Source organism: Actinopolyspora sabaoui (assembly GCF_051225635.1).
Taxonomy (GTDB): Bacteria; Actinomycetota; Actinomycetes; order Mycobacteriales; family Pseudonocardiaceae; genus Actinopolyspora.
Genome location: NZ_JBMIHH010000005.1, coordinates 125863 through 150925, shown reverse-complemented (window position 1 = coordinate 150925; position 25063 = coordinate 125863). Strand labels below are relative to the sequence as shown.

General features: G+C 66.6%; 17 protein-coding genes and 1 riboswitch. Of the genes, 4 read left to right on the top strand and 13 right to left on the bottom strand.

What is annotated here, in order from left to right:
* Positions 1-27 precede the first annotated feature (27 nt).
* The 3 genes from ACOQFL_RS10695 to ACOQFL_RS10685 form a co-directional block, all read right to left on the bottom strand.
* The gene (locus ACOQFL_RS10695) at positions 28-330 is read right to left on the bottom strand and encodes an urease subunit gamma (protein WP_435543980.1); all 303 of its coding nucleotides are present in this window, start codon (positions 328-330) and stop codon (positions 28-30) included.
* Positions 331-568: 238 nt separating this feature from the next.
* On the bottom strand, positions 569-763 hold the full coding sequence (locus tag ACOQFL_RS10690; RefSeq protein WP_435543979.1) for a hypothetical protein: 195 nt from the start codon (positions 761-763) through the stop codon (positions 569-571).
* A gap of 33 nt (positions 764-796) precedes the next feature.
* Entirely contained in the window at positions 797-1768 is a 972-nt protein-coding gene (locus ACOQFL_RS10685; RefSeq protein ID WP_435543978.1) for a patatin-like phospholipase family protein, read from the bottom strand.
* Positions 1769-2085: 317 nt separating this feature from the next.
* On the opposite strand from ACOQFL_RS10685, the gene ACOQFL_RS10680 reads away from it, so the two are divergent.
* Positions 2086-3315, top strand: a complete 1230-nt coding sequence (locus ACOQFL_RS10680; RefSeq protein ID WP_435543977.1) for a PQQ-dependent sugar dehydrogenase — start codon at positions 2086-2088, stop codon at positions 3313-3315.
* A 645-nt stretch (positions 3316-3960) separates the two neighbouring features.
* Here ACOQFL_RS10680 and ACOQFL_RS10675 read toward each other — a convergent pair.
* From ACOQFL_RS10675 to ACOQFL_RS10655, 5 genes are all read right to left on the bottom strand, one after another.
* Positions 3961-6273, bottom strand: coding sequence for a beta propeller repeat protein (locus ACOQFL_RS10675; RefSeq protein ID WP_435543976.1), 2313 nt, complete (start codon positions 6271-6273; stop codon positions 3961-3963).
* A gap of 287 nt (positions 6274-6560) precedes the next feature.
* Positions 6561-8042 (bottom strand): aldehyde dehydrogenase (NADP(+)), encoded by a 1482-nt coding sequence (locus ACOQFL_RS10670; protein WP_435543975.1) that lies wholly within the window; start codon positions 8040-8042, stop codon positions 6561-6563.
* 49 nt (positions 8043-8091) lie between these two features.
* Complete coding sequence (locus tag ACOQFL_RS10665) at positions 8092-9105, bottom strand: zinc-dependent alcohol dehydrogenase (RefSeq protein ID WP_435543974.1); 1014 nt, start codon at positions 9103-9105, stop codon at positions 8092-8094.
* Positions 9102-10265: a mandelate racemase/muconate lactonizing enzyme family protein gene (locus ACOQFL_RS10660; RefSeq protein WP_435543973.1), complete on the bottom strand. Its 1164-nt coding sequence runs from the start codon at positions 10263-10265 to the stop codon at positions 9102-9104. Before ACOQFL_RS10660 ends, ACOQFL_RS10665 begins: the two co-directional genes overlap by 4 nt.
* Complete coding sequence (locus ACOQFL_RS10655; RefSeq protein WP_435543972.1) at positions 10262-11185, bottom strand: U32 family peptidase; 924 nt, start codon at positions 11183-11185, stop codon at positions 10262-10264. The genes ACOQFL_RS10660 and ACOQFL_RS10655 overlap by 4 nt, the downstream gene beginning before the upstream one ends.
* A gap of 222 nt (positions 11186-11407) precedes the next feature.
* Between ACOQFL_RS10655 and ACOQFL_RS10650 the strand changes: the two genes are divergently transcribed.
* Positions 11408-12169 (top strand): IclR family transcriptional regulator, encoded by a 762-nt coding sequence (locus ACOQFL_RS10650; protein ID WP_435543971.1) that lies wholly within the window; start codon positions 11408-11410, stop codon positions 12167-12169.
* A 64-nt stretch (positions 12170-12233) separates the two neighbouring features.
* Here ACOQFL_RS10650 and ACOQFL_RS10645 read toward each other — a convergent pair whose 3' ends face one another.
* The 3 genes from ACOQFL_RS10645 to ACOQFL_RS10635 form a co-directional block, all read right to left on the bottom strand.
* Positions 12234-12521, bottom strand: a complete 288-nt coding sequence (locus ACOQFL_RS10645; protein WP_435543970.1) for a hypothetical protein — start codon at positions 12519-12521, stop codon at positions 12234-12236.
* Positions 12522-12877: 356 nt separating this feature from the next.
* Complete coding sequence (locus ACOQFL_RS10640) at positions 12878-14545, bottom strand: sodium:solute symporter family protein (RefSeq protein WP_435543969.1); 1668 nt, start codon at positions 14543-14545, stop codon at positions 12878-12880.
* A 519-nt stretch (positions 14546-15064) separates the two neighbouring features.
* Positions 15065-16417, bottom strand: coding sequence for a serine hydrolase domain-containing protein (locus ACOQFL_RS10635; protein ID WP_435543968.1), 1353 nt, complete (start codon positions 16415-16417; stop codon positions 15065-15067).
* 170 nt (positions 16418-16587) lie between these two features.
* A riboswitch (cobalamin riboswitch) is annotated at positions 16588-16845 on the top strand.
* Positions 16846-16984: 139 nt separating this feature from the next.
* Between ACOQFL_RS10635 and metE the strand changes: the two genes are divergently transcribed.
* Complete coding sequence (metE, locus tag ACOQFL_RS10630) at positions 16985-19276, top strand: 5-methyltetrahydropteroyltriglutamate--homocysteine S-methyltransferase (protein WP_435543967.1); 2292 nt, start codon at positions 16985-16987, stop codon at positions 19274-19276.
* 296 nt (positions 19277-19572) lie between these two features.
* On the top strand, positions 19573-20535 hold the full coding sequence (locus tag ACOQFL_RS10625; protein WP_435543966.1) for a CPBP family intramembrane glutamic endopeptidase: 963 nt from the start codon (positions 19573-19575) through the stop codon (positions 20533-20535).
* Between the two features lie 167 nt (positions 20536-20702).
* On the opposite strand, the gene ACOQFL_RS10620 is transcribed toward ACOQFL_RS10625, so the two are convergent.
* Positions 20703-22523, bottom strand: a complete 1821-nt coding sequence (locus ACOQFL_RS10620) for a hypothetical protein (RefSeq protein WP_435543965.1) — start codon at positions 22521-22523, stop codon at positions 20703-20705.
* Positions 22524-22546: 23 nt separating this feature from the next.
* Positions 22547-24871, bottom strand: a complete 2325-nt coding sequence (locus ACOQFL_RS10615) for a hypothetical protein (RefSeq protein WP_435543964.1) — start codon at positions 24869-24871, stop codon at positions 22547-22549.
* Positions 24872-25063: the final 192 nt, after the last annotated feature.

Here is a 25063-nt window from a genome sequence, read left to right as displayed (position 1 = left end):
CTGACTCCTGGCGGTTCGGCGAGTGCCCTACTGGATCGGCGAGTGCACCGTGACGAGCTTGGTCCCGTCCGGGAAGGTCGCCTCCACCTGAACGTCGTCGATCATCTCCGCCACGCCGTCCATGACCTGGTCCCTGCTGAGCACGTGCCGACCGCTGGACATCAGCTCGGAGACACCGCGCCCCTCACGCGCCCCCTCGACCACATGATCGGTGATCAACGCGATCGCCTCGGGATGGTTCATCCGCAGCCCACGTTCCAGCCTGCTGCGGGCGAGCTGGGCCGCGACGTAGACGAGCAGCTTGTCGCGTTCCTGCGGTGCCAGGTGCATGGCACACTTTTAGCATCGCGAAGTACTTTGGACAGCAGCAGCGGCACAGAATTAACCACGACGAAACAGGCTGCCCGGATCGTTCATCCGCCTGATACAACCGATACGGCAGTACTCATCCGCCGGGCGAAACACGGCGCCGCCACTTCGCGTCACCAAAGCCGTTCGATCGGGTTGTCCGCGTGCTCTTCGAGGAGAATTTTCCGTCGAACGCGACTTCGACTCGGCGGAGACGGACTCAGCCCTGGCCGGCCCGCCGCCGCAACCGTCGACGCTCGCCCACCGCGGCGAGGAGAACGACCATGGCGCTCATGAGCGTGGCCCAGGCTCCGATGGGATCACGCTGCACCGCAACAGTGATCACCGCACAGACCAGGATCACCGCCAGCGAGCCCCACATCAGGACTTCCCAGACGTTCAGCGGCTTGAGCATGCCAACTCCCCTCGATGGCGCGTTGTGTCGATCTTACTGATCACGGGCTCCACTCGCCAACCGAAAGGCCGACTCGCGTTCTCGCTCATCCCGCGAGAGACGAGGGTGGCCCGCGATGTCCACCGGCTCGGCGGGCACTGGTCGCGCGGTGGGCAACCAATCATGCGCGGTGCGCCAGGCCCACTCGATCAGTGCGGCCGTATGACGGAACGAGTAGGGCGAAAGCCGGTCCACCTTCGGCGAGGGCAGCACGTAGAGCTCGCAGTGCGCCGCGTTGAGCTGCATGTCCAGTCTCGAAGCCGCGAACATGGCCGCACTCAGCGCGGACCCGTTGATGCCGCCGATCGACTTGGCGGGGCGTTTCGGTGGAGGCAGCACGCCGAACCTCGCCTCCTCCGCATCCAGGGAGCGGGTGCCGCTGCAGGGCAGCACGTACACGCGTTCCGCGCCCTGCGCCACCGCACGGCTGATCGGCATGAACGCGGCCGGTCCACCGTCGATCAGGGAACGCCCTGCCACCTCGACGGGCGGGAACACGCCGGGAATGGCGCACGAGGCCACCAGGGCGGGTAGGGCGGGGCCGCTGTCCAGGAACACCGGCTCGCTGGTGTCCACATCGGTCGCGGTGACCGTGACAGGCAACCGCGCCTCCTCCAATCGCCGGAAGGGCAGGGTGCGGTGCAGCCACACCGCCAGACCGCGGTTGCTCATCAGGTGGTTCGACATTCCCAGCTTGCCCGAGAGGATGCGCAATGGTTCGACCGGAAACACGTCGCGGCGACGCATACCGCTCCACAGTTCCCGAAGTCGCTCGGCACCACTCGCGGTCGGATCCGCTGCCAACCAGGCCGAGTTCAGCGCTCCGGCCGAGGTGCCGACCAGCATGTCGGGAGTGACACCCCCCTCGAACAGCGCGCTGACCAGTCCTGCCTGCACCGCACCGAACGTGGATCCTCCCGGCAGCACCCATGCGGTGGTCCTTTTGGTTTCCCTCCCAGTAGTCACGACCCCAACATATCCGCGGGGCGCCGGGATCGCCGGGAATCGGAGCGGCGGATCACACCGGGAGGACCGCCCCGGGATTCTTCGGACGGCACCCGAGCGTGCGAGCGCCGAGTCCCCCGAACGAACCCTACTGTTTTTGGGAGCGCTCCCATAACATGCTTCCCAGCCACGGCCACATCGGCGGTATCGCTCGATCCCGGAACCGAACTCTTCGGGAAGGCCGTGGCGAACGGCGAGGTGCCGCCGGATCGGCCAATCGGCACGGAACCGATCCGCGATCGCACCCCGACAGAACCCACCCCGACAGGGAGAGCGAAATGCGACGAAGAACCGGCACGATACTCCTGTCACTGATCCTGAGCGCGGTAACCCTGGGCGCACCGGCAATGGCGGCACCCGTCACGAAGACCGGCGATTCAGCCGCGGCTCGATCGGAGCGACCGGCGCTGACGGATCTGAACGTCACGGCCACGCGGGTGGCCGTCGATCGGCTGCGACGTCCCACCGACATCACGTCCGCTTCGGACGGCACCGGCCGAATGCTCATAGCCGAGAAACCGGGCACGATACGCGCCTACGATCCCGCGACCGGATCCTTGGGGCAGCCGTTACTCGACATAACGAACCGGGTGGAGAACGCCGGTAACGAGCAGGGCCTGCTCGGCATAGTCCCCTCTCCCGAGGACACCGGAAACAGCACGCTCTACGCCGCCTACACCCGGGCCTCCGACGCCGCCGTGACCTTGTCACGGTTCTCGCTGGCGGCGGACGATCCCGCCGCTTCCGAGGAAGTCCTGCTCACTCAGCCGCACGCCGAGCACACCAACCACAACGGCGGCGACATCGCCTTCGGGCCGGACGGGTTCCTCTACATGGGAATCGGCGACGGCGGCGGAGCGGGCGATCCACTGCGCAGCGGCCAGAACCTCGGCACGCTGCTGGGCAAGGTGCTGCGGATCGACGTCAGCAGGGAGTGCGGTGATCTGCGGTACTGCGTCCCGCCGGACAATCCGTACGCGCACACCCCCGGAGCGCGTGACGAGATCTGGAGCTACGGACTGCGCAATCCGTGGCGGATCTCCTTCGATCCCGAGGGAAGGTCGCTGTGGATCGCCGACGTGGGGCAGGGTTCCCTGGAGGAGGTGAACCGGATCCCACAAGGGGTGCGCGACCAGAACTTCGGCTGGTCCTGCATGGAGGGAACGGAGCAGTTCGCCCCGGATCGGTGCGACCCGAGCGCCGACTACGTGGACCCGGTGTTCACCTACCAGACCTCGGTGGAGGGCTGCGCCGTGATCGGTGGACGGGTCTACCGGGGGCAGCAGTACTCGGACATCGCGGACGGCACCTACCTGGCGGCGGACTACTGCTCGGCCAACGTGTGGGGCATCCGCAGTGACGACGGCGGGCACACCTATCAAAGCGCCAAGCTCGGGAAGCTGCCCATCCAGGTCACCGCCTTCGGAGCGGACAACTCCGGCGAGCTGTACGTGGTCAACGACCTGCCCGGCAGGATGTACCGGTTGTCCTTCTCGACCGACTCCTGAGATTCCGACGCGGCTCGTGAACGCGACGAACCGGCCGGGTGGAACCAATCCACCCGGCCGGTTTGATCACTGATCGGAGTGGACGCTCGCCAGAAGACGAGCTGAGCGGGGACAACTCATCCACCACCGACGTGGCGGCGTCAATTTCTCGCGAAATCGCCGCCGCTTCGATACCGCCCCCTCGGGACAACACCATGCGGCTGAGCAACGCGGGTGTCTCAAGCGCATGAGTCGGATGCATCGCGAGGCCGGGCCGCTCACCGCGTAGGTCGCTACTCAAGAGCCGACTGATGCCCTTTCGGTGCGGCAGCACCGACCCACCACGCACGCAGCTCGCACCGCCGCGGGTTCTCCGGTGCGGCTCTCGCGAGGACGGTCCCGACGTTGTGTAGTACCTACCCGATGTCGGGGCACCCGCAGCGAGAGCCGTGCCAGAGGTTCCGCCACCCGCAACCCCACGAAACGGTGCCACTGAGTGCGCATCGTCAGTCATGCGGCTTTGAGCAGCGTGCGTGTCCCCGGTGCGTGAGTCGGATGCATTGCAAGGCCGGGCCGCTCGCCGCGTAGGTCGCTACTCAAGAGCCGGCCCAACGCGGCAAGGCGCCGACTCACGTGCCGGCTACCAGACCACACGGACGACTGCCACTACGGATTTTGGTTCGAAGGGTTGGCGTAGATAACGCCTCTCCCGTTGGTGCCGAGATAGACCCGCCCGTAGACATCGGGGTCACCGGTGATGGCGTCGCCGATGTTGCCGTACTGGTGCTGGTCATCGTTGATGCGCGTCCAGCTCCGCCCCGCGTCGTCGGAGCGGAAGACCCCGGTCACCCCGTCGACGGTGGCGATCGAGTACATGGCGGGGTAGTCGCTTCCCGGCGCGGACTTGCCGAATCCGATGTTGTCGGAGTCGGCCACTCCGGAGATCCTGCTGAAGGACTCTCCCGAGTCGGTCGAGTGCCAGAGTCCGCCCTCACCGGTGAGCCAGATCTCGCCCGCCCGGCCGGGCACGGCCTTGAAGTAACCGCTGCCTGTCGGGAGCTCGGAAGCGGACGAGGCGGTGAAGGTGGCTCCACCGTCGGTGCTGACGTAGAAGGTTCCCTGGTGGAAACCGTAGAACTTGTCCGGGTCGACGCGGTCGGACTCCACACGCGCACCGTCGGGGATTCCGGTGGCCGACTGCCAACTCGCTCCCTGGTCGGTCGTGTAGTGCACCCCGGTGCCCTCCGGGCTCCAGACGAAGCCGCTGCCGTCCGCGGCGGCAGCGACCGTACCGCCGCCGGTGACACCGGAGGGTTCGGTGTTCTGGAACCAGCTCTTCCCACCGTCGTGGGAGAACGCGACCCGGCTGTCATCGGGCCTGCTCGACTTGTCGAACTCACCCACCCGAACGATCGTGTCGGGCGAGGTACCCGCGTAGTCCATGCTCGTGGTGCTGGTGAAGACGGGGTTCTCGTAAATCGAGTCCGGGATCTCGTCCAGCCGCTCGTGCCGGAAACCACCGAGGTCGCCGAGGGCGGACAGCACCGGAGCGCCGCCCGGCGGGCTGATCAGGTCGAGCACCGCGGTCTCCTCCAGCCCGGCTACCCGCGGTTCGATGGTGATCTTGTTGCCCTCGTCCCACTCGGTGAGGTTGTCGGTGCCGTAGATGGTGGCGCCGGTGCCGTAGAGCATGTGATCGGAGTCGAACGGGTCGATCTCCACCGATTCGGTCATCCAACCGAGCTTCGGGGAGGTTTCCGGCGGGGCGGGTTGCTCGGTTCCGAAGGTCAGCCAGGGAACCGAGGAGATGTCCATCTCGTAGTTCAGTTCCCGGTTCGGGTAGGCGCCCCAGTCCCAGATGCGGCTCCAGCTCTGGCCGCCGTCGGTGCTGCGGAAGAGGATCACGTCCGGATACCACGAGATCTGGGTGGCGACCATGAGCGTGTCCGGGTTCTGCCGGTCGATGGTCAGCCCGCTGTAGCCGTAGTAGTTGTCGGAGCTGGTCGAGGGCACCGGGCTGATCCGGGTCCACGCACCGGTTTCGGTGTCGAGTTTCCACACGTCGCCCGAGCTGCCGTCGTACGGACCACCGGTGTCGCTGGTGGCCATGTAGAGATAGCCGTTCGCACTGTCGACCACGGCCTTGTGAGCGAGATGGCCGGTCGGCTGGTTCGGAACACGTTCCCAGGTGGCCCCGGCGTCGGTGCTGCGGTAGATCGTGTTCTGCTTGTCCGCCACCCCGACGTAGATGTCGCTGGTGGGGGAACCGCTGGATCCGCTGCCTCGGTCGAAAGCGACCCAGGTGACCCCCTGGTTGTCCGAGTACAGGCCGGTGGTGTCGCTCGGGTCGGCGACGTAGTTACCGGGGTTCGGGAAGTTCCCCACCTCGGACCAGGTCTTGCCGTGGTCGGTGCTGCGCCATAGCCCGTTTCCGCTGGGAGTGCCCAGGTAGAGCACGCTGTTGTCGTTGGGATCGATCGCCAGCCGTTCTCCCATGCCTCGGCCGGGCATGTTCCCCCCGAGTTTGAACGGCAGTTCGGTGATCTTCCAGCTCTCGCCGCGGTCCTTCGAGCGCAGGATGGCGCCGTTGTTGGGGTCCCAGCTGTTGGTGTACATACCGACGGCGGCGTAGACGCGGTCGGGGTTCACCGGGTCGGTCGCCAGGCTGGCCACCCCGTTGTAACCCCAGTTGTCCTGACCGACCCAGTCCAGCAGTGGTACCCAGCGACCGTCGGTACCGGAGTCGCGGCGGTAGGCACCGCCGATGTCGGTTCTCGCGTAGACCAGTCCCGGCTCGGTCCGGTTGAACACGATCCCCGGGACGAATCCGCCACCGCCGATTTGCGCGTTGCGCCAGTCGTACTGTTCGCTGTCGGCAGTGGACTCGGCCGCCGCCGAGGGTGCCGTGCTAGCCGGGCTCGTGAGCGGCACGGCAGCCAACAGCGCGGCCGCCAGCAGTACGGGTAACCGTCGCCACATGAGCTACCTCCGAAGTATTGGGAGCGCTCCCAGAATCGAAGCGCTTCACCTCGCTGTCAACGAGATCGCTCGGGGAAACGCCGGAACGGACCAGTGTGGGCTCCGGACACACGCGTCCGGAGCCCACGGCGAGAATCCGCCGGAGGTCCCGTCACCGCACTGCACGGCGTCGATTTCTCACGAGATCGCCGCGCCCGGGGCATGGCAACCTCGAACCCCGCCTACCGAACCCATCCGCAGGGTACCGCCACGCGACCACCCCGGCGAGGGCGGAATGCGGTATACCGTCAGCCCTGCTCGGGCGACTCCATGCGCCCGTTCACGCGCCGCGGCACTCCCAGCGGATTGCCGTCCCGGACCGCTTCGGGCAGCACCGCCCGAGGGGCGTTCTGGAACGACACCGGGCGCAGGAACCTGTCGATCGCGGCGGTGCCCACCGAGGTGTGTATCGGCGCCGTGGTGGCGGGGTACGGCCCACCGTGCTGCATGCCGTGGCTGACGCTGACCCCGGTGGGCCAGCCGTTCCAGACCACCCTGCCCGCGCGTGCACTCAGCGTCCGGAACAGCGGCGCTACGATGCTCTCCTCCTCGTTGCCGTGCACGGTCGCCGTCAGCTCCCCGGTGAAGACACCGGCCGCTTCCAGCAACTCGTCGGTGTCGGAGTAGCCCACCAGCAACGAGGCCGGACCGAAGCACTCGGCCGTGAGCTCCTCGCGGTTGTCGACGAGCTCACGCGCACCGGTGTAGAGCAGGCTCGGGCCGACCCCGCCCTCGGAACGATGGCCCGAGACCAGGGTTTCCACCGCCGCGTGGTCCCGCAGCGAGCTCAGCGTTTCCCGGAAGGCGGCATCGATGCCGTCGTTGAGCATGGGAGCGGCGGGGCGCTGCTCCACCTCGGGAATGAGCACGTCGCGGAACCGCTGCGCCGCGCTGGACGGCACCAGCAACAGGCCGGGTTTCGTGCAGAACTGTCCGACCCCCAGCGTGTAGGAGTCGAGATATCCCCGCGCGATCTCCTCGCCCCGACCGGCGGCGGCCTCGGGAGTCACGAAAGCGGGATTCACGCTGCCCATCTCGGCGTAGAACGGGATGGGTGAGTCCCGGGAAGAGGCGAGGTCGAACAGCGCACGGCCCGCGGTGTTCGATCCGGTGAACGCACCGGCCCGCACCCGCTCGTCCAGTAGAACGGCCTTGGCCCGCTCGGTCCCCTCCACCAGCGCGAAGGTCCCCTCGGGGGCACCGGACCGAGCCAACGCCGCCGTAACGATCTCGGCGGTTCGGCGGGACAGCTCGGGATGGCCCGGATGTGCCTTGACCACCACGGGACAACCGGCGGCCAACGCCGAGGCGGTGTCGCCCCCGGCCACGCTGAAGGCGAACGGGAAGTTGCTGGCCGCGAACACGAGAACCGGACCGAGCGGCAGCACGGTACGACGCAGATCGGGGCGGGCACCGGTCGGCCAGGCCGGATCCGGGGTGTCGATGGTGGCCTTCAGGTATGCGCCTTCCTCGACGGTGTCCGCGAACAACCGCAGTTGGAACGTGGTGCGCACGAGCTCGCCGCGCAGTCGCCCCTCCGGCAGGTGGGACTCCCGCTGCGCCAGCGGCACGAGTTCCTCGGTGTGGGCATCCAGCTCGGCCGCCACCCCCCGAAGCAGACCCGCGATGTCGGACGGGCTCCTCGCGGCGAGTTCCTCGGCGGCGGCAGTGGCGTTGTCCAGCACGGTTTCGTGGTCTTCACCGGTGGAAACGACTCGGGACGTTGTCATGGGACTCGGTTTCCTCCTCTGTTCGGAGTTCTGCGTTCGGACTGCCGGGTCACGGGCGCAACAGGATCTTCACGTCCGCACCCCGCCGCTCGCCGAGCAGGCGCAGCGCTTCGGAAGCCTCGTCCAGTTCCAGCTCGCGAGTGACGAGCAGGCCCGGGTCCAGCACACCGCTGGTGAACGCCGAGACGGCGTGTCCCCAGGCTCGGGAGGGCGCCCCGAAGACGGTGTGCACCGTGACCTGCGATAGCACCAACCGCGCCGGGTCGGGGGGCCGGGAGTCCTCGGCGGCCACGCCGGTGAGCACCACCCTCCCGCCGGGGCGCACGAGCCTGGTGGCGAGACCGGCCGTTCCCTCCGCACCGGCTGCCTCCACCACGGCGTCGAAACCACCCGCCAGCTTCTCGGCCTCCGCCGGGGTGCGGATCGCGGTGGCACCGCAGGCGGTGGCTATCTCGGCACGCTCGCCCGGCTCCACGACGGACAGCTCGGACGGGGACGCCGCCGCGATGAGCTGGGTGGACAACAGTCCGAGACTCCCACCACCGACCACCGCGACACGTTCCCCGGGGACCACCGCGAGTTTGAGGGTGGCAGCGGCCGCGCAGGCGGCCGGTTCCAACACCGCCGCGCCGCGCGGATCGGCCTCGTCGGGCAGCACGTGCAGCAGCCTCGCGGGCAGGGTCAAGTAGTTCGACCAACCCCCGGGTCGGGTGAAACCGGTTTCCTCGTACTGCGTGGCGCAGAGATTGTTGTCGCCTCCGCGGCAGGCGGGACACACCCCGCAACCGCGGAATCCCTCCCCCACGACCAACCGACCCCGGAGATCAGCCGGGGCCTCCGGTCCCACCTCGACGACCCTGCCGGACCACTCGTGGCCGGGGATCACGGGGTAGTTCACGAAGTCCGCAGGCCGGTTGCCGGTGAAGACCTCGCGGTCGGATCCGCAGATGCCGCTGTGGGCGATCTCGACGAGTGCCTCTCCGGGGCCGGGTTCGGTGGGTTCGATGGGAACGACGCGAACACTGCCGGGTTCGTCGATGCGTACCGCTCTGGGGTCGCTCAAGAGGCGTTCTCTCCCTTCGTGCCCCGAAACTGCCAGTCCTCGGCGTAGAGGTCGAACCTGGCGCCGCGTGCCGGGTACTCCCGCACGAAGTCGACGTCGAGCTCCACCCCGAGGCCGGGCCCCTGGGGCAGCGCGAAGTAGCCGTCCTCCACCTCTGGGACTCCGGGAGCGGCCTGTTTCACGTGGGAGTCGGCGAAGTCGTTGAAGTGCTCCTGGATCTTGAAGTTCTCGGTGACCGCGGCGAGGTGCAGGTTGGCCGCGGTGAGCACCGGACCGCCGACATTGTGCGGGGCCAGCAGCACGTAGTGGGTCTCTGCGGTGGCGGCGACCTTTCGCGTCTCCAGTATGCCGCCGAAGTGGCCGATGTCGGGTTGGATGATGTCGGCGGACTGCCGTTCGAACAGCTCGCGGAACTCGATGCGGTCGTGGATACGCTCACCGGTGGCCACCGGCAGCGTGGTGTTCCGCGAGACCTTGGCCAAGGCTTCCTGGTTCTCCGGCGGCACCGGTTCCTCGATCCAGCTGGGATCGAACGGCGCGAGCTCCTTGGCGATGCGGGTGGCCTCGGCGGGGGTGAAGCGGCCGTGCATCTCGACCAGGATCTCCACCTCGGGGCCGACGGCGTCCCGCACGGCCGAGACCAGCTCCACCGAGCGCCGCAACTCGGCGGGCTCCAGTTCCCAGCGGCCCGGACCGAACGGATCGAACTTCAGTGCCCGGTATCCGCTGTCGACCACCGCACGGGCCGCTTCGTGGAACTGTTCGGCGGTGCGCTCCACGGTGTACCAGCCGTTGGCGTAGGCCTTTATCCCGTCCCGGACGTTCCCGCCCAGCAACCGCCAGACGGGTTGCCCGAGTGCCTTGCCGATGATGTCCCAGCAGGCCATCTCCACGCACGCGATGCCGGACATGACGACCTCACCGGCGCGGCCGTAGTCCCCGCGCTTCATGCGCCACACCAGCGCTTCGATGTTGAACGGGTCGGCACCGATCACGTGGTTGCGTGCGGCCTCGTTGAAGTAGCCGAGCAACGCCTCGGTGTGTCCCAGCATGCGGGTCTCTCCGACACCCACGATGCCGTCGTCGGTGTGCACCCGCAGGTAGGTCAGATCGCGCCAGGGCGTGCCGAGCACCAGGGGTTCGATTTTCGTGATCCTCATCGGTGTTCACCCACTTCGGTCGGGACGGCCAGATCGGCCACGGGCAGTTCGGATGTCTCCGCCTCGGGCATGTAGCGGTGCAGCATGTCCAACCCGATGCGGGCGCGGCGTACGCGTTCCTTCCCGAGGCCGACGACCGTGTCGGTGAGATGGCTTCCGCTCGGATAGATGTTGGGGGCGTTGCGCAACCCGAACTTGACGTAGACCGGCGCCGCCACCCGCACTATCTCGGCTATCTCGTAGTGCCGGACGAATCCGCCGAGATCGTCGGGGGACTCGATGTAGACGTCGAGCGGGAGGTCCGTGGCCGCTCGGATCGCGGCCAGCTGTGCCGGTGAGAGATCGGTCGGCACATTGTAGGTGTCGGCGCCGAACTCCTCCGCGATACGTATCGAGGCCGGATTGGACAGAGCCATTTGGACACTGATCTTGAAGCGCATGTCCGGTGGGAGTTCCCGCTGGGCCCGCATCCTGGCTGCCACGGAAAGCACTCCCAGATCGGTGATCAGCACGCTGCGCACTCCGGCCGCCGCGCTTCTGCGGATGTCCTCGAGCACGTGAACCAGCTGCTCGGTGCCGCGTGCCTGGGACGCGACCGTGCCGCCGGTCGGGGACGAGGCCATCGCACCGGTGTGCCAGCCGGCTTGTGGCCGGGCGAACAGGCTCAACTCGACGTGGTTGCGGGCGGCGGTGCCCGCCATTCGCGTGAGCTCGTCGTCGGTGAGCAGCATCGCCCCGCTTCCCTGGGAGATCCGGTGCACCGGGACATCGCGCTCATCGGCCTCGGCAAGCACCGCGTCGAGCACTTCCGGCCCCTCGGTGCTGGGGATCTCCACCCGGTAACGAGCACCGTCCGGGAAACGCTTCGAGCTGTCCGGCGGTGACTCGGCATCCCCGGAGGGCAATCCTTGGGATCGCAAGAACGTTCGTGCTTCCAACGCCTACTCCGTTCGAAATATCGGACGTTGTTCGGACAACTTAGTCGCGGGAGTTCCGCGAGGTCAATAGGCGATGCCGCGAGCAACCGACGGCTCCGTTCGGTAGGCTGTTCGAAATACCGGTCAAATACCGAAGCACAGCCGGCAGGCATCGCGGGCCGGGTCACAGCGCGTCCCGGCCCGACAACGGGAGGTAAGAACCCGGTGGCACGAGCGGTACCCGCACTACAGCGGGCATTCGACATCCTGGAGCTCTTCCTGGACGAACCGGAGCTGAGCGCTCCGGAGATCACGGGAAAGCTGGGACTGCCGCGCACAACGGTGCACGAGTTGCTCAGCACGCTCGTGGAACGCGGGTATCTCGTCCCCTCCGGACGGGGCGGCGCTCGCTACCGACTGGGGGTGCGGGGTTTCCAACTCGGCTCCGCCTACGCCGAGCGTCTGGACCTCGCCCGCGAGGGACAGCTGGTCGCGGAGGAAGTGGCCGCCGAGTGCAACGAGACCGTGCACCTCGGTATCCGCGAGGGCACCGAGGTGCTCTACATCGCCAAGGTCGACAGTGGACATCCGGTGCGGATGGTCTCGGCCGTGGGCAGGCGGTTGCCCGCCCACTGCACCGCTGTCGGCAAGGCCCTGCTCGCCTCGCTCTCGAAGCGGGAGCTCGACGAGCTCTACGGTTCGGAGAAACTGCGCGCGATGACGGACAACAGCCTCACCGACCTCACCAGCCTCCGCGCGGAACTCGACGACGTGGCCGAGCACGGTCGCTCCCGGGAGTACTGCGAGTCCAACGACGCGGTCGCCTGTGTGGCGGCTCCGGTGCACGACCACTACGGAGTGGTCGTGGCCGCGATGAGCATCGCGGTCCCCATCCTGCGCTGGAGCGAAACCGCGGCGAGCGAACTCACCGGAACCGTGATGCGGGGAGCGGAGAACCTCTCGGAACGGCTGGGCTACCGCGCATGACGGGGCTTTTCGTTCCGGCCGGAACGAAAAGCCCCGTCAGCGGGTTTCCACGGCGGAAACCCGATCAGTCGCCCTCATCGCCCTGCGCAGGGGTTTCCAACGGCCGCAACCGCACCCACAACAGGAAAAGCGCGCCCAGGATCAACATCGACAGCCCCGTCCAGAGATTGATGTTGACCCCCTGAGCCTTGGCCAATCCCTCCTCGGTGGGAAACAGCCCGGCCGATCCGACCAACAGGCCGTAGACCACGAACAGGCCGCCTATGACCGTCCGCACGTCGAACAGCTTCGCCGATCTCTCCCGCCGTGCGGCGTCCGACTGCTCGCTTCCCGGTTCACGCGACTCCGACATCGCTCACCTCCACCGAACCTGCTGTCCTTCTTGATCCAAAAACCCGAGTCCCCAACTCAACGAACACCACCTCTCGGCCCGAGAGCATCTCCTCGTCGAACTCCTCGATCCGCACTCCGGTCAGGATGTGACGATCTTCTACGGCACGACAGCTCCGAACTCCAACCACTCCCGCGGGTCGAACTCCCATCACTCACGCGGTCGGCACCGCCGCGGGTTCTCCCGTGCGGCTCTCGCGAGGACGCCGGAGACGTTGTGTAGTACCTACCCGATGTCGCCGGACCCGCAGCGAGAGCCGTGCGAGAGGTTCCGCCACGGGACCACCCCGGCAGCCCGGCCACAGACTCTGTCCAAAACTAGAGGGAGAAGGGGACGTAGCACAGCACGGCGAGCACGATCGCACCCCAACCGAGCAGGGCCGGTTTGCGGTACCAGGCGTCGTCGCCCCGCTGCATCTCTCCGGAGTCCGTGGCATCGGCCCGGGTGTAGACCAGCCCCGCGAGTTCGGCCTCCGGCTTCGGGGTCGTCGCCAGCGCGATCGGGACACTGACCACGAGGTCGGTCACGAGCGCGATGATGGCCGCGATCATGTTCACGCCCTGCGCGCTGTCCATGTCCACTATTCCGGCCCGGTACATGCTGTAGAACGCGATCGGCGCGAGGGTGCCGAGCAGCAATCCCCAGAAGCCCGCCTTGGCGGTCATGCGTTTCCAGAACAACGCCAGAATGAACGTGGCGAACAACGGGACGTTGAAGAACGAGAACAACGTCTGCATGTAGTTCATGATGTTGCTGAAGGAAGCCGCGATGAACGCCGTTCCGATACCGATCACCACACCGATGGCGGTGATGACACGGCCGACCGTGAGGTAGTGCGAATCCGGCATGTTCGGTTTTATGTACGGCTCCCAGATATCCGCGGTGAACACGGTGTTGAAACTGGAGACGTTGGCCGCCATACCGGCCATGAACGAGGCCATCAGACCCGTGACCGCCAGCCCCAGCACGCCGTTCGGCAACAATTGCGCCATGAGCAGCGGAATCGCCGAGTTGTAGTCGTACTGGCTGCCCGGTTGCCCGATGTTGGGCTGCATGATCAACGCGATCAGACCGGGCAGCACCACGACCAACGGGATGAACATCTTGGGGAACGCCGCGATCAGTGGAGTACGCCGGGCAGCCGAGAGGTTCTTGGCGGACAGCGAGCGCTGCACCTCCGCGAAGTTGGTGGTCCAGTACCCGAAGGAGATCGCGAAACCGAGGCCCAACGAGATGGTGAGCCAGTTGGCCCCGAGCGGGTTGTCCTGCCCGAAGCCTGTTCCGCCCCATGCGGTCAGGAACTGCGCTCCCTCGGAGGCGGTCACCTTGTCGATGACGCCACTGACACCACCGACCCGGATCAGGCCGAGCACGGTCAGCGGCACCAGCGCCGCCACGATGACGAAGAACTGCAGTACCTCGTTGTAGATGGCCGAGGTGAGTCCACCGACGGTGATGTAGATCAGCACGAACACACCGGCTATGACGATGGACAGTGGGATCGGCCAGCCGAGCAGTGCCCGCAGCACGATGGCCAGTGCGTAGAGATTCACACCGGCTATCAGGACAGAGGCCACCGCGAATATGACCGCGCTCAGCAGATGGGAGGAACTGCTGAACCGCCGCAGCAGGAATTCGGGAACACTGCGCACCTTCGAGTTGTAGTAGAACGGCATCATGACCAGGCCGAGGAAAACCATGGCCGGAATCGCGCCGATCAGATACCAGTGCACGGTGTAGGCGCCGTACTGCGCGCCGTTGGCGGCCATGCCGAGAATCTCGGTGGCTCCCAGATTCGCCGAGACGAACGCCAGTCCCGTCACCCACGCGGGTAGTGAACGCCCGGACAGAAAGAAGTCGAGCGTGGAGTGGACGCTTCGTTTCGCGGCGAACGCGATACCTAGCACGACCACGAAGTAAATGACAAGAATGAGGCTGTCCATCCAGTTCATGGACAGCCGTAGCCCATCGGCCAGAGTGTGCATTGTCGTCCGATCCTGTCGCCGTCCGCGAGTTGGCTCTCCAATCGCATGTCCGGAATACCGAACGTTGTTCGACAACGTACGACACGATCGGGTGACGGTCAACACATGCGAGACGGCAGGTTCTCCCTCGGACGGAGTACCAGCAGCGATCGTCCGATACGCACGGCAGCAGGCAAAGAAGCCGAGGACGCACGCTGCACACAGCGGACACCGGCGAACACGAGTTTCTCCGAGAGCGCTCACACAGCGTAGATCGTCCGCGAAGGACGACGCACGGTCCGGCACACCGCGAAGCGACGTCTCAAGGAACGGGCTCCCGTGGCCTGGACTCCCGCCACCGGATGCCGGACAACCGTCTCCGCCAGCGGTCCGTCGAGGAACCGGGGCGGATCCCCGGGGCGGGACTCCCGAATGTCGGGATCGGCCGACGCGCGATCACACGCAGGCTCGTGCTTCGCAGCAGGGGGCTTCCCTGGACGCAGGGCGCGACGAAGTCACGCGGAAACTCGCACCGAGTTCTCACTCCCAGGGCAATGTTCCGCCCGGAACGGGGGCCGACGGATCGTAGGGCCTTCTGGTGAAGACGAAGGTGTTGAGATCCAGATGCGTGGCTGTGCCGTCCGCGGCGCGCACCACGCGCAGTCGTTCCCCGCGGTGGTACCCGTCCAGTCCGATCCAGTTGTCCGGTCCGTCCGGCCGGAATCGTGATGGCCGACCCGGCCCCTGCCAGGCAGCGAGATCGAGCACCCCGTCGGGCAACACTCGGAGCAGCTGCGGGACCGGCCCCCAGTACCACAGGCCGGTCAGCTCCAGCAGCTCCTCGGAGACCCCACCCTCGGGAACCCACTCCGGCGGGATGCGGGGTTCGTGCTCGGCGAGGATCTCGAGCAGATCGACCGCGAGTGCGCCGTTCGCTCCGGCGGTCGTGTTGGCGAGAAAGATCACACCGGTGGACTCGGCCGGGTCGGCCAGCATGTTGGCCAGAAAGCCCGGCATGGAACCACTGTGACCCACGAGCGCACGACCGTTGTGCCGTGCCAGTTGCAGCCCCAGCCCGGCTCCCCTGGTCCACTGCGGCCCGTCGTCCACACTGGCCGGTTTGCGCATCTCGTCGAGCGTGTCGGGGTGCAGCACCTCCCCGGTCTCACCGGTCAGGAAGCGCAACCAGCGGATCATGTCATCCACCGTGGACCAGAGCTGACCGGCCGGGGCCATCGCGACCGCGTCCTCGAACGGTTCGGATTGCAACACGTCGGCCCAGGGGTGCACCGCCAGCCCGGGGGCGTACGGCGGGACGGGGCTCTCGGTGGTGCGGCGCATCCCGAGCGGTTCCAGGATCTCCTCGCGGACCACCGACATGAACTCGTTGCCGCGTACTCGCTCAACCAACTGCCCCAGCAGCCCGAACGCGGTGTTGGAGTAGTGGAACACGTGCTGCGGTTCGGGACGCAGCTGGGCGCTGTCCACGCCCGCGAGGAAGTCCTCGGCGGACTCGCCCTTTGTCCGTTCCCACCACTGCCCGGCAGGCTCGGAGCTGAGCCCACTGCAGTGCGCGAGCAGCTGCCAGATCTGCCGGTCGTCGACCGCCGTGCCCGGCACGTGGTCACCGAACCGGTCGGCCAACGACAGCAGCCCCTCGTCGCGCAGTCGCATCACCAGCACCGCCACGAAGGTCTTGGTGATGGACCCGATGCGGTACTGCGTATCGGAGTCGGGCCGCCGATCGTCCACCCGCCCACGAGAATCCACCCAGATCGTCTCACCGTCACGCACCAGTCCGGCGATAATCGAGGGCACACGGTTGCCCGACTGTTCCAGTGCCAGTCGGCGCAGCAGGGCGCGTCGGGTCGCGGGCAGCAGTTCACCGGCCATGCGCCTCATACTTTCGCGCTGTCACCGACGTTGGCAAGTTCGCCACGCGGCGGGACGCGGTGTGACCGCTGCTACATCGAACGGCGAAACGGCAGCCGAGCGGCGGTACGAGCGTGCCGATCAACCGCCGTGAAAGGCGGGTGGGGCTTGCCAAACCGGACGGCGAGCGCAACCATACGAGCGCCGATGGTTCAGCGGCGAGGGCGAACGGTCCCGCCGCTGAGGCAAGAGGGAATCCGGTGCGAATCCGGAACTGCCCCGCAGCGGTGAGTGGGAACGAACGTCGTCACCGCCGCGCTCCCCGACCGGGATCGCGAGCGGAACACGGCACTGGACCCGAGGTCCGGGAAGCCGACGACCAGTAGGAGAACCGGCTGAAGCCGGTGGTGCCCGCGAGTCCGAAGACCTGCCGTCGGTGCGTACCGCGAGCGGTGCGCGAGTCCGGGACCTCGAGGGAAGGTCGGCAGGGCGGTCACGTCGCGAGCTCCCACGCGACCGTGGACACGTGTGCCCTCATTCCTCGAGGTGCTCGGTCGACCATGTCGTCGAGCTCGCGAGGAGAGAGCTTTGACCAGCGAAATCGGATCCACCGTACTCGGATACCCCCGTATCGGCCCGCAGCGGGAACTCAAGCGGGCGCTGGAGAGCTACTGGGCGGGCAAGAGCGGCAGGGAACAGCTGCGCGAGACGGCCCGCACGCTGCGTACCCAGAGCTGGCGGGAACTGCACGCGGCGGGTCTGGGATCCGTTCCCAGCAACACGTTCTCCTATTACGACCAGGTCCTGGACACCGCGGTGACCTTCGGCGCCGTGCCGGAGCGCTACCGCGAGCTGGGGCTGGACTCGTTGGACACCTACTTCGCCATGGCGCGCGGCGTGGAATCCACCCCGCCGCTGGAGATGACGAAGTGGTTCGACACCAACTACCACTACCTCGTTCCCGAGATCGGCCCGAACACCGAGTTCAGCCTCGCCGACCGCACCCCCGTGAAGCGGTTCCGGGAAGCCGGGGAACTCGGGATAACCACCCGCCCCGTGCTGGTGGGGCCGCTGACCTTCCTGCTGCTGTCCAAGAGCGCCGAGGGGGCACCGTCCTCCTTCACGCCGCTGCACCGGTTGGACGATCTGCTGGAGGTCTACACCGAGCTGCTGGGTGAGCTCCACCGCGCCGGTGTGGAATGGGTGCAGCTGGACGAGCCCGCGTTCGCGGCCGACCGCCAGCCGGCGGAACTGGAGAAGCTGCGCGGGGCCTACCGCAAGCTCGGTGAGCTCACCGCGCGGCCGAAGCTGTTCGTGCCCACCTACTTCGGTGATCCCGGCGAGGCCCTCGGCGTGCTGGCCTCCTCGCCGATCGAGGCGGTCGGGGTCGACCTCGTGGCCGGCTCGACCACGATGGAGGTGCTGTCCGGACTGACCGGTCTGCGGAACAAGACGCTGGTGGCCGGTCTGGTGGAGGGTCGCAACATCTGGCGGACCGACCTCGACGACGCGCTGTCCAAGGCGGCGACGCTGCTCGGGCTCGCCGGTGAGGTCTCGGTGGGCACCTCGTGCTCGCTGCTGCACGTCCCCTACGACGTCGAGGCCGAGAAGGACATCGACCCGCAGGTCAAGTCCTGGTTGGCGTTCGCGCGGCAGAAGGTCGAGGAGGTCGTGCTGCTCGACCGCGCCCTGCACGAGGGGCGGGACGCGGTGCGCACGCAGCTGGACAGGGCCCGCGCTCCGATCGAGGACCGGCGAAACGCGGCCCGGCTGCGCGCCAAGACGGTGCGTGACCGCACCTCGAAGCTGCGTCCACGGGACGCCGAACGCGGTGAGTACGCCAAGCGGCGTGCGGAGCAGCAGCGGGCTCTCGGACTGCCGCCGCTGCCGACCACCACGATCGGTTCGTTCCCGCAGACCACGGACGTCCGCAAGGCGCGTGCCCAGCTCCGGGACGGCAGGATCGACGAGGCCACCTACAACACCAGGATGGCCGACGAGATCCAGCGTGTGATCACCATGCAGGAGGACCTCGGACTCGACGTGCTCGTGCACGGCGAGCCGGAGCGCAACGACATGGTGCAGTACTTCTCGGAGTACATGAACGGCTTCGTGAGCACGCTGAACGGCTGGGTGCAGTCCTACGGTTCGCGCTGCGTGCGCCCGCCGATCCTGTTCGGCGACGTCTCGCGGCCCGAGCCCATCACCGTCGAGTGGGCCAAGAAGGCCCAGAGCATGACCAGCAAGCCGGTCAAGGGCATGCTCACCGGCCCGGTGACCATCCTGGCCTGGTCGTTCGTCCGCGACGACCAGCCGCTCGGTGATACGGCCAACCAGGTGGCGTTGGCGATCCGGGACGAGGTGAGCGACCTCGAATCGGCCGGTATCGGTGTGGTGCAGGTCGATGAGCCCGCGCTGCGGGAGCTGCTGCCGCTGCGTTCGGAACAGCACGGGCAGTACCTGGAGTGGGCGGTGCGCTCGTTCCGCCTGGCCACGGCGGGCGTAACCGACGCCACGCAGATCCACACCCACCTGTGCTACTCCGAATTCGGCGAGGTCATCGACGCGATCGTGGACCTCGACGCGGACGTGACGAGCCTGGAGGCCGCTCGTTCCCGGATGGAGGTGTTGGACGACCTCAACGAGGTCGGTTTCGCCAGGGGCGTCGGCCCGGGTGTCTACGACATCCACTCGCCGCGTGTGCCGGACTCCGACGAGATCGAGAAGCTGCTCGGCGCGGCCCTGGCGGCCGTGCCCGCCGAGCGGCTGTGGGTCAACCCCGACTGCGGGCTCAAGACCCGTGGCTACGAGGAGGTGAAGACCGCCCTGGAGAACATGCGTGTCGCGACCGAGCGGGTGCGCGGTTCGTTGCGGAGCTGAGCGCGCCCGACGGGTCGGATCGTCGGACTAGCGCCGTGCGTGTTCACCAGCCATGAGCTCCCGCGCGGTTCGCGGGGGAGCGACACGCGCACGGCGTGGAACGGGTCGCTCCGGAGTTCACGGACTCCGGGGCGACCCGTTCGTGTTCGGTGGACGACCGTACGGTTCTCGCCGCGGCGAGAACCCGCGAGATGTTGTGCCGACCGCCCCCACGGAGGCCGGGAAGTCGGGTTTCCGTGGAGAATATCGACGATCACCCGCTGTATCCGTGCGACTTGGATTGGCAGAATACCGTGATGAGCTCCGAGTACGACCGAGTGGACGTTCGCGGGGTGGTCGGCTTCGTGCTGATCGCCTACATACCGGCGTGGTTGCTGACCCTGCCGCTGTGGCTTTCCGGCGAGGGCCTGTCCTGGGCCTGGTACCCACCATTGCTGATCGCGATGATGTTCACGCCTGCCGTGGCGACGTTCGTGACGAACCGCTGGATCAGCCCGCGAGGCCGGATACTCCGCGAGACCGGTGTGACCCACCCCAACGGGATACGCGGCTGGTGGCGGTACGGGGTGCTCGGCTGGCTCGGCGCCCCGGTGGCGATGCTGCTGGCGCTGGTTGTCGGCTGGGCACTGACCGTCTACGACGCGCACTGGTTCGACTTCGCCGGGCTGCCGGGCCAGCTCCGCTTCGCGCTGACCGACCAGGCTCCGGACTCCGCCTTCGTCGGGGGCCTGCTGCTGCTGTCGCACGTGTTCGTGTTCGGCTGGTTGAACGTGATTCCCGCCGCGGGTGAGGAGTTGGGCTGGCGCGGTTACCTCACACCCGCCCTGCTGCCACTGGGGCAACCCGCCGCTTTCCTGATCACCGGGGTGCTGTGGGGGCTCTGGCACGCTCCGCTGCTGGTGCTGGGGTACAACTACCCGACGGTGCCTGTCGTGGCCGCCTTCATTCTGATGATCGTGTTCTGCGTGCTCGTCAGCGTGCTGCTCGGCTGGCTCCGGCTGGCCTCGCGCAGCGTATGGCCCGCCGTGGTCGCACACGGCTTCCTCAACGCGGCGGCCGTACTCCCCGCCGTGTTCAACGCACCGAAGGAAACGTTCTCCAACGTCTCGGTGGGACTGCTCGGCTGGACGGGCTGGATCGTGCTGGGGCTGCTGATTCTGCTACTGGTCGCACTGCACCGGCTGCCGGTGCACATCCCACGGCAGCAGGTGGAAGAGGAGGGCATCACCAGCGGTGTCTCCCGGTTCCACCACCGCTGACGACCCCAACCGGAATCACCGTGGACCCGGCCGTCCGGCAACGGAAGGGCGGCTGGGTCGGCCACCGGGTTATCGCTCGTAAACCGGGGCGGGTGTGCCGGCCGGGGATTCAAGTGCAGGGGTGCGTCTCGCTGCTCGATGCCCGAGACGCACCCCGTCAGCTAGCACTAACTCACATCATAGCTGCTGTACTCGGGATCCGGCGCGAGATCCGGATCGGAACAGAATTGCACCGAGGACGGATTGAAACCGGGTCTCGGCACGGGGTTTATACCCCAGGGATTCTTGTTCCGAGCGAACGAGTTGTCCTCCACGTACGCTCTGCACTGGCCGTAGGGAGTGTACTCGTGCGCGACTTCGATGGTCGCCGTACTGAAGTTCTCGAAATCTCCTCTCATCAGGGGGAGACTGGTCTTGCGCAGGGCGCCGGACTGATCCATGGCCGTACCGTTGTGATACAGGTAGTGATCGGGCATCCAGCTGGCCCGCAGGATCGGATAACCATCCACCTTGCGGACCGTTTCATTGGTGCAGGCCCGGAAGTTCAGGTCCTGCCATATGGGCGGAGCGACGTTGTACAGGCTCGACTCCACCACCGGGAACGAACCGCTGTCGAAGAACATTTCCCGAATGTTCTCGACCAGCTCCCAGACACTCTGGGCGACATACTGCGAATTGCTCAGTGTGTCGCTGAAGTCGCTCATGGCGGTGGTCGGCCCCTCCTTGCTCAGCAGGGTCCGGTAACCGATGCTTCCCCCCGCCACGGTTCGGACCGCGACGCAGGTGGCCCCACGTTGCTCGCCCGACCCCGTGTAGGTGGTCAGCTTCGGAGCCTGCCCGCCGTAGGAATAAGCACGGCCGGGGATTATCCCGCTCCGGAGTGGATCGACGCTCGTGTACTCCCCGTTGTGCTCGTTGAGGTCCTTGGCCCTGTAGCCGAGGTCCGGAAGACTTATCTTGTAGTCCTCGGAGATGGCCCTGAAAAGCTCGAGCACGAAGTGGGGAAGGTGGGTGTCAGCCGTTCTGTTGGCGTAACTCGCGGACTGGCTCCCCGGCACGATCTTCCCGTTCTCATCACTGACGAACGTAGTGGTCGCCTTGGTTCTTATCTTGAAACGGGAGTCGTCGTCGAAGCTGTCCGGCCTGGTGTAGGAATCCGGCCTGTCCTTGTAGGAGTTGGCGAACCCGATCCAGCTGGAGATACTGTTTCCGTCCGGATGGTTGATCGGATCCTTGCCCGCGGCCATCACCTCTGAACGCCAGTTCGCCACGGCCGCTCCGACATGCGGCGTAAGACAGTCTCCCACCTCCGAATCGCAGTTCTTCATGGAAAGAATCTTGTCGGACATGGTCATGGCCCAGTTGTAGAGCCTTTCCCTGCTCTCCAGCGGGCTCTCGTTCAGCCACGATTCGGGGGCGGCGGTGTCGATGTTCTGGTTCTCGTCGAACAGGGCATCGGCCTCGACGGTGTGCTCGTGGTACTGCCCGTCGATGGGTATGAATGCCATCGCGTCGAACGCGATGTCGTTCTCCCCGGTTCCGTACGGTGTCTCCGAACTGAGCGTGACCTTCGGTACCACCCCGTCGAACATGTACGTCCCGATGGAGACCCACCTGACGCCGTCACCCGGTTGCTTCGTCACTCGTCCGCCGGGACCCCGGGTGGCGTTGACCCGGTAGTTCGCGATCTCGGTGTGCGCGCCGTGGTCGGGAAGAGCGGCCATGATCTTCATGGGACCGGTGCGCTCGTGGTCGAGCGTCCAGGTGCCCGTGACCTTCATCTTGCCGCCCATGGCGCCGGGTTTGCGCGTGTGCGCGAACCAGAAGTGACCTCCGAATCCAGCACCGATCTGGTGGAAGTCTATCTTCGAGGGGTACTTGCCGTTGGCGTCGCTGGCGAACCGCAGGTCGAAACTTCCCGAATTGCTCCAGGAACGCGAACAGTTCGGTCTCACCGACCCCACCGAATCGGCCACGTCGTCGACCACGAAAGCATCGGCGGGGAGGCCGTTCAGGTCGCACTTCGGGGGTAGTTCGTGCCGTCCGGCTGCTCCGGATACGTGGTGTCGAATCTGATGAACTCGTTACCGCAGGTGACGTCACAGTCGGTCTTCCACACCACCGGCTTGTGGAACCAGCAGCGGTAGTCCTCCCGCTTGCACGGCTTCGTGAGGTTCGTCGGCTCGCACGAGTTGCTGTCCCCGCAGAACAACTGGATGGGCGGCTTGGCATTGGCACGCGCCCCTGTGCTGTTCCACCAGGCCGCGCGGTAGCCCGCGCCGTCCGCGTTGGCCAACGGGTGCCCCGCCCAACCGATGACCTTTTCCGGGTACGGCCAGTCCTGCGGATGCGCGGCGTCGTGGTAGGTCTCCTCGAGGAACGGTGCGCGATCGGAGGGATAGCGCGGATTGATCGGATTGTTGAACCATCCGACTCCCCACTGACCGGTGGGATGATCCCCCTCGGGGTAGAAGCCGCTGTTGTACGCCCACAGCGCGTAGAACCAGTTCTCGATCTTGGCCGGATCACCGTTGTTGATGGTCATCCCGGCACGTCGTGTGGCGTTCCACTTCTTCTGGAGTATCTGCATACCGGCGGCCAGATTGGTGGCGTAGTCCAGGGCCACCGCACGCTGCTTCCGCATCGGCCAGGACGGGAGACCACCCGGCTTCTCGTGCCCGGCCAACCGCATGTGGTCGGTAACCTGGGACATGCCGTAACCGCAGTCGGCCTCCGAGAAGTCGATGTCCCAGTCGTTGCCGGGATCCTCGTCGTAAACCTCACGGCCGTAGTAGTTGCCGATCAGCGGATTGCCGGTCACGCCGGGCAGTACGTGCCAGCTGGCCTGCGACATGTTCGATTCCTGCGTGAGAACCCCCAGCATGATCTGTGCCGGGATCTCCCCACCGCCCTCGAGGGGGATCGGAGGAAACATGCCCTGCGGATCCCAGGACTGCAGCCCGGATTCCTTCCAGTTGTCGGGCCTCGACGGATGCAGGTTGTGCTGCACGGCCTGGTTGACGGCCCATTCCACTTGACGCGGGGTCGGCTGGTAGACCTGCGTATTGGGATCGTTGCGCGGAACGGCGCAGGTTCTCCCCTGGTCGACCGGACTGGTGGCGGAACCGCTCGCCCGCATCGTGTCGGAGCCGCCCGACTTCGTCACTCCCAGTTTCGGGTGCGGTGCGCTCGCCTCGGTGTCCGAGGCGGCAGGCGAATCAGGCGTCACGCCGAATTCCAGATCAGCACCGGTCTCGAACACCTTCGCCCGGATCTCCACTTCCTCCCTGCGGGAGGGGCGAGGTCGCGTCGGCGCCTTCTTCGCGACACTGCTGCTCAGTTCGACACCGGTAATGGCGACATCCCCGGTCGTGGACGGTTGAGCCTCGGTCGAAACCGGCAGGATCCGCACCGGGCCGGACGCTGCCCGCGCCGCTCGCACCGCATCACCGGTCACGAACACCGATCCGCCCTTGCCCGATTTGACCCGGATTTTGCCGAGCTCCCCGCTGGCCACCGGGCGGACCTGTTCGCCGTCCCAGCGGCGTACCCTGACCGTTTCGTCGTTCCGCGAACGCTCCTGGAACACGATGCCACCGGCCGAGTCGCTCTTCATCCGGAACGGGACGCTGGAAGCACGAGCGACCTCGTGCTGGCCGCCCGAACCATCGATCCGCAGCAACCGGCTGCCCCGTGCGGCGATGATCCCGTGCTTGGACGGCAGTGCGGAGGTCACCTGCCCGTCGGTAACGACCGGGGACAACTCGCCGGTGGCGGTGTCGAGACGGATCAGACGGGTCTGCCCGTTCTTCTGATGTCCTTCCTGGGTGAGCACGACCTCTTCACCGGGGCCGCAGCCGGGATTGAAGTAGGCCATGCTGGACCTCACCGGGATCTTGTCGACCTCACCGGTGACCAGGTTCACCACCGCGGTGAAAGCGCCTCGCTTCACGAGTTTCCGCTCATTGGTGAACCCGCGCGGCGCGTAGACCGCCACGGCACGGTCACCGGAACCGGTCACGCAGGCATTGCCGATCCAGCGGTCCGAGGGTATTCCCGGTTCGGAGAGCGTCGCCACCGTGCGCCACGAGTATCCGGAATCGGCTTTCGCCGTGAGAATATGAAAACCGGTCGTATCACCGGAGGTGGTCCATGCGAGATCCTCCGAGGAGCGCCACCCCTCGCCCAATTTCTCGGCACGTTTCTCGGGCGCCACTCTCGCCTCGGACTCGGGGGACTCGTTTTTCTCCTCGCCCGAGGGAGGCGCCGGGGTCGCATCCGCATCGAACGGAGCGGTCAGCAGCCCGACCACCACCAGGAACGCGGAAAACGGCACTACAAGTCTTCGTGCGAACGACGCCGCACGCGAAAAATAGAACAATGCTCGATGAGCCCTTCCGCTCAAACGGGTCGCCCCCCCCCCCGGAACACGACCCACAGGCACTTCGGGGGAATCAAAACCGAGAAAGAATACCGTTAACCAATTCCCCCATGATTCCGAAAAAATTTCCTAGTGGATCGTACCGGA

Coding starts and splice junctions, on each gene's coding strand:
- ACOQFL_RS10695 (WP_435543980.1), bottom strand. CDS start 330: ATGCACCTGGCACCGCAGGAACGCGACAAGCTGCTCGTCTACGTCGCG.
- ACOQFL_RS10675 (WP_435543976.1), bottom strand. CDS start 6,273: ATGTGGCGACGGTTACCCGTACTGCTGGCGGCCGCGCTGTTGGCTGCC.
- ACOQFL_RS10645 (WP_435543970.1), bottom strand. CDS start 12,521: ATGTCGGAGTCGCGTGAACCGGGAAGCGAGCAGTCGGACGCCGCACGG.
- ACOQFL_RS10690 (WP_435543979.1), bottom strand. CDS start 763: ATGCTCAAGCCGCTGAACGTCTGGGAAGTCCTGATGTGGGGCTCGCTG.
- ACOQFL_RS10680 (WP_435543977.1), top strand. CDS start 2,086: ATGCGACGAAGAACCGGCACGATACTCCTGTCACTGATCCTGAGCGCG.
- ACOQFL_RS10625 (WP_435543966.1), top strand. CDS start 19,573: ATGAGCTCCGAGTACGACCGAGTGGACGTTCGCGGGGTGGTCGGCTTC.
- ACOQFL_RS10660 (WP_435543973.1), bottom strand. CDS start 10,265: ATGAGGATCACGAAAATCGAACCCCTGGTGCTCGGCACGCCCTGGCGC.
- ACOQFL_RS10640 (WP_435543969.1), bottom strand. CDS start 14,545: ATGCACACTCTGGCCGATGGGCTACGGCTGTCCATGAACTGGATGGAC.
- ACOQFL_RS10635 (WP_435543968.1), bottom strand. CDS start 16,417: ATGGCCGGTGAACTGCTGCCCGCGACCCGACGCGCCCTGCTGCGCCGA.
- ACOQFL_RS10670 (WP_435543975.1), bottom strand. CDS start 8,042: ATGACAACGTCCCGAGTCGTTTCCACCGGTGAAGACCACGAAACCGTG.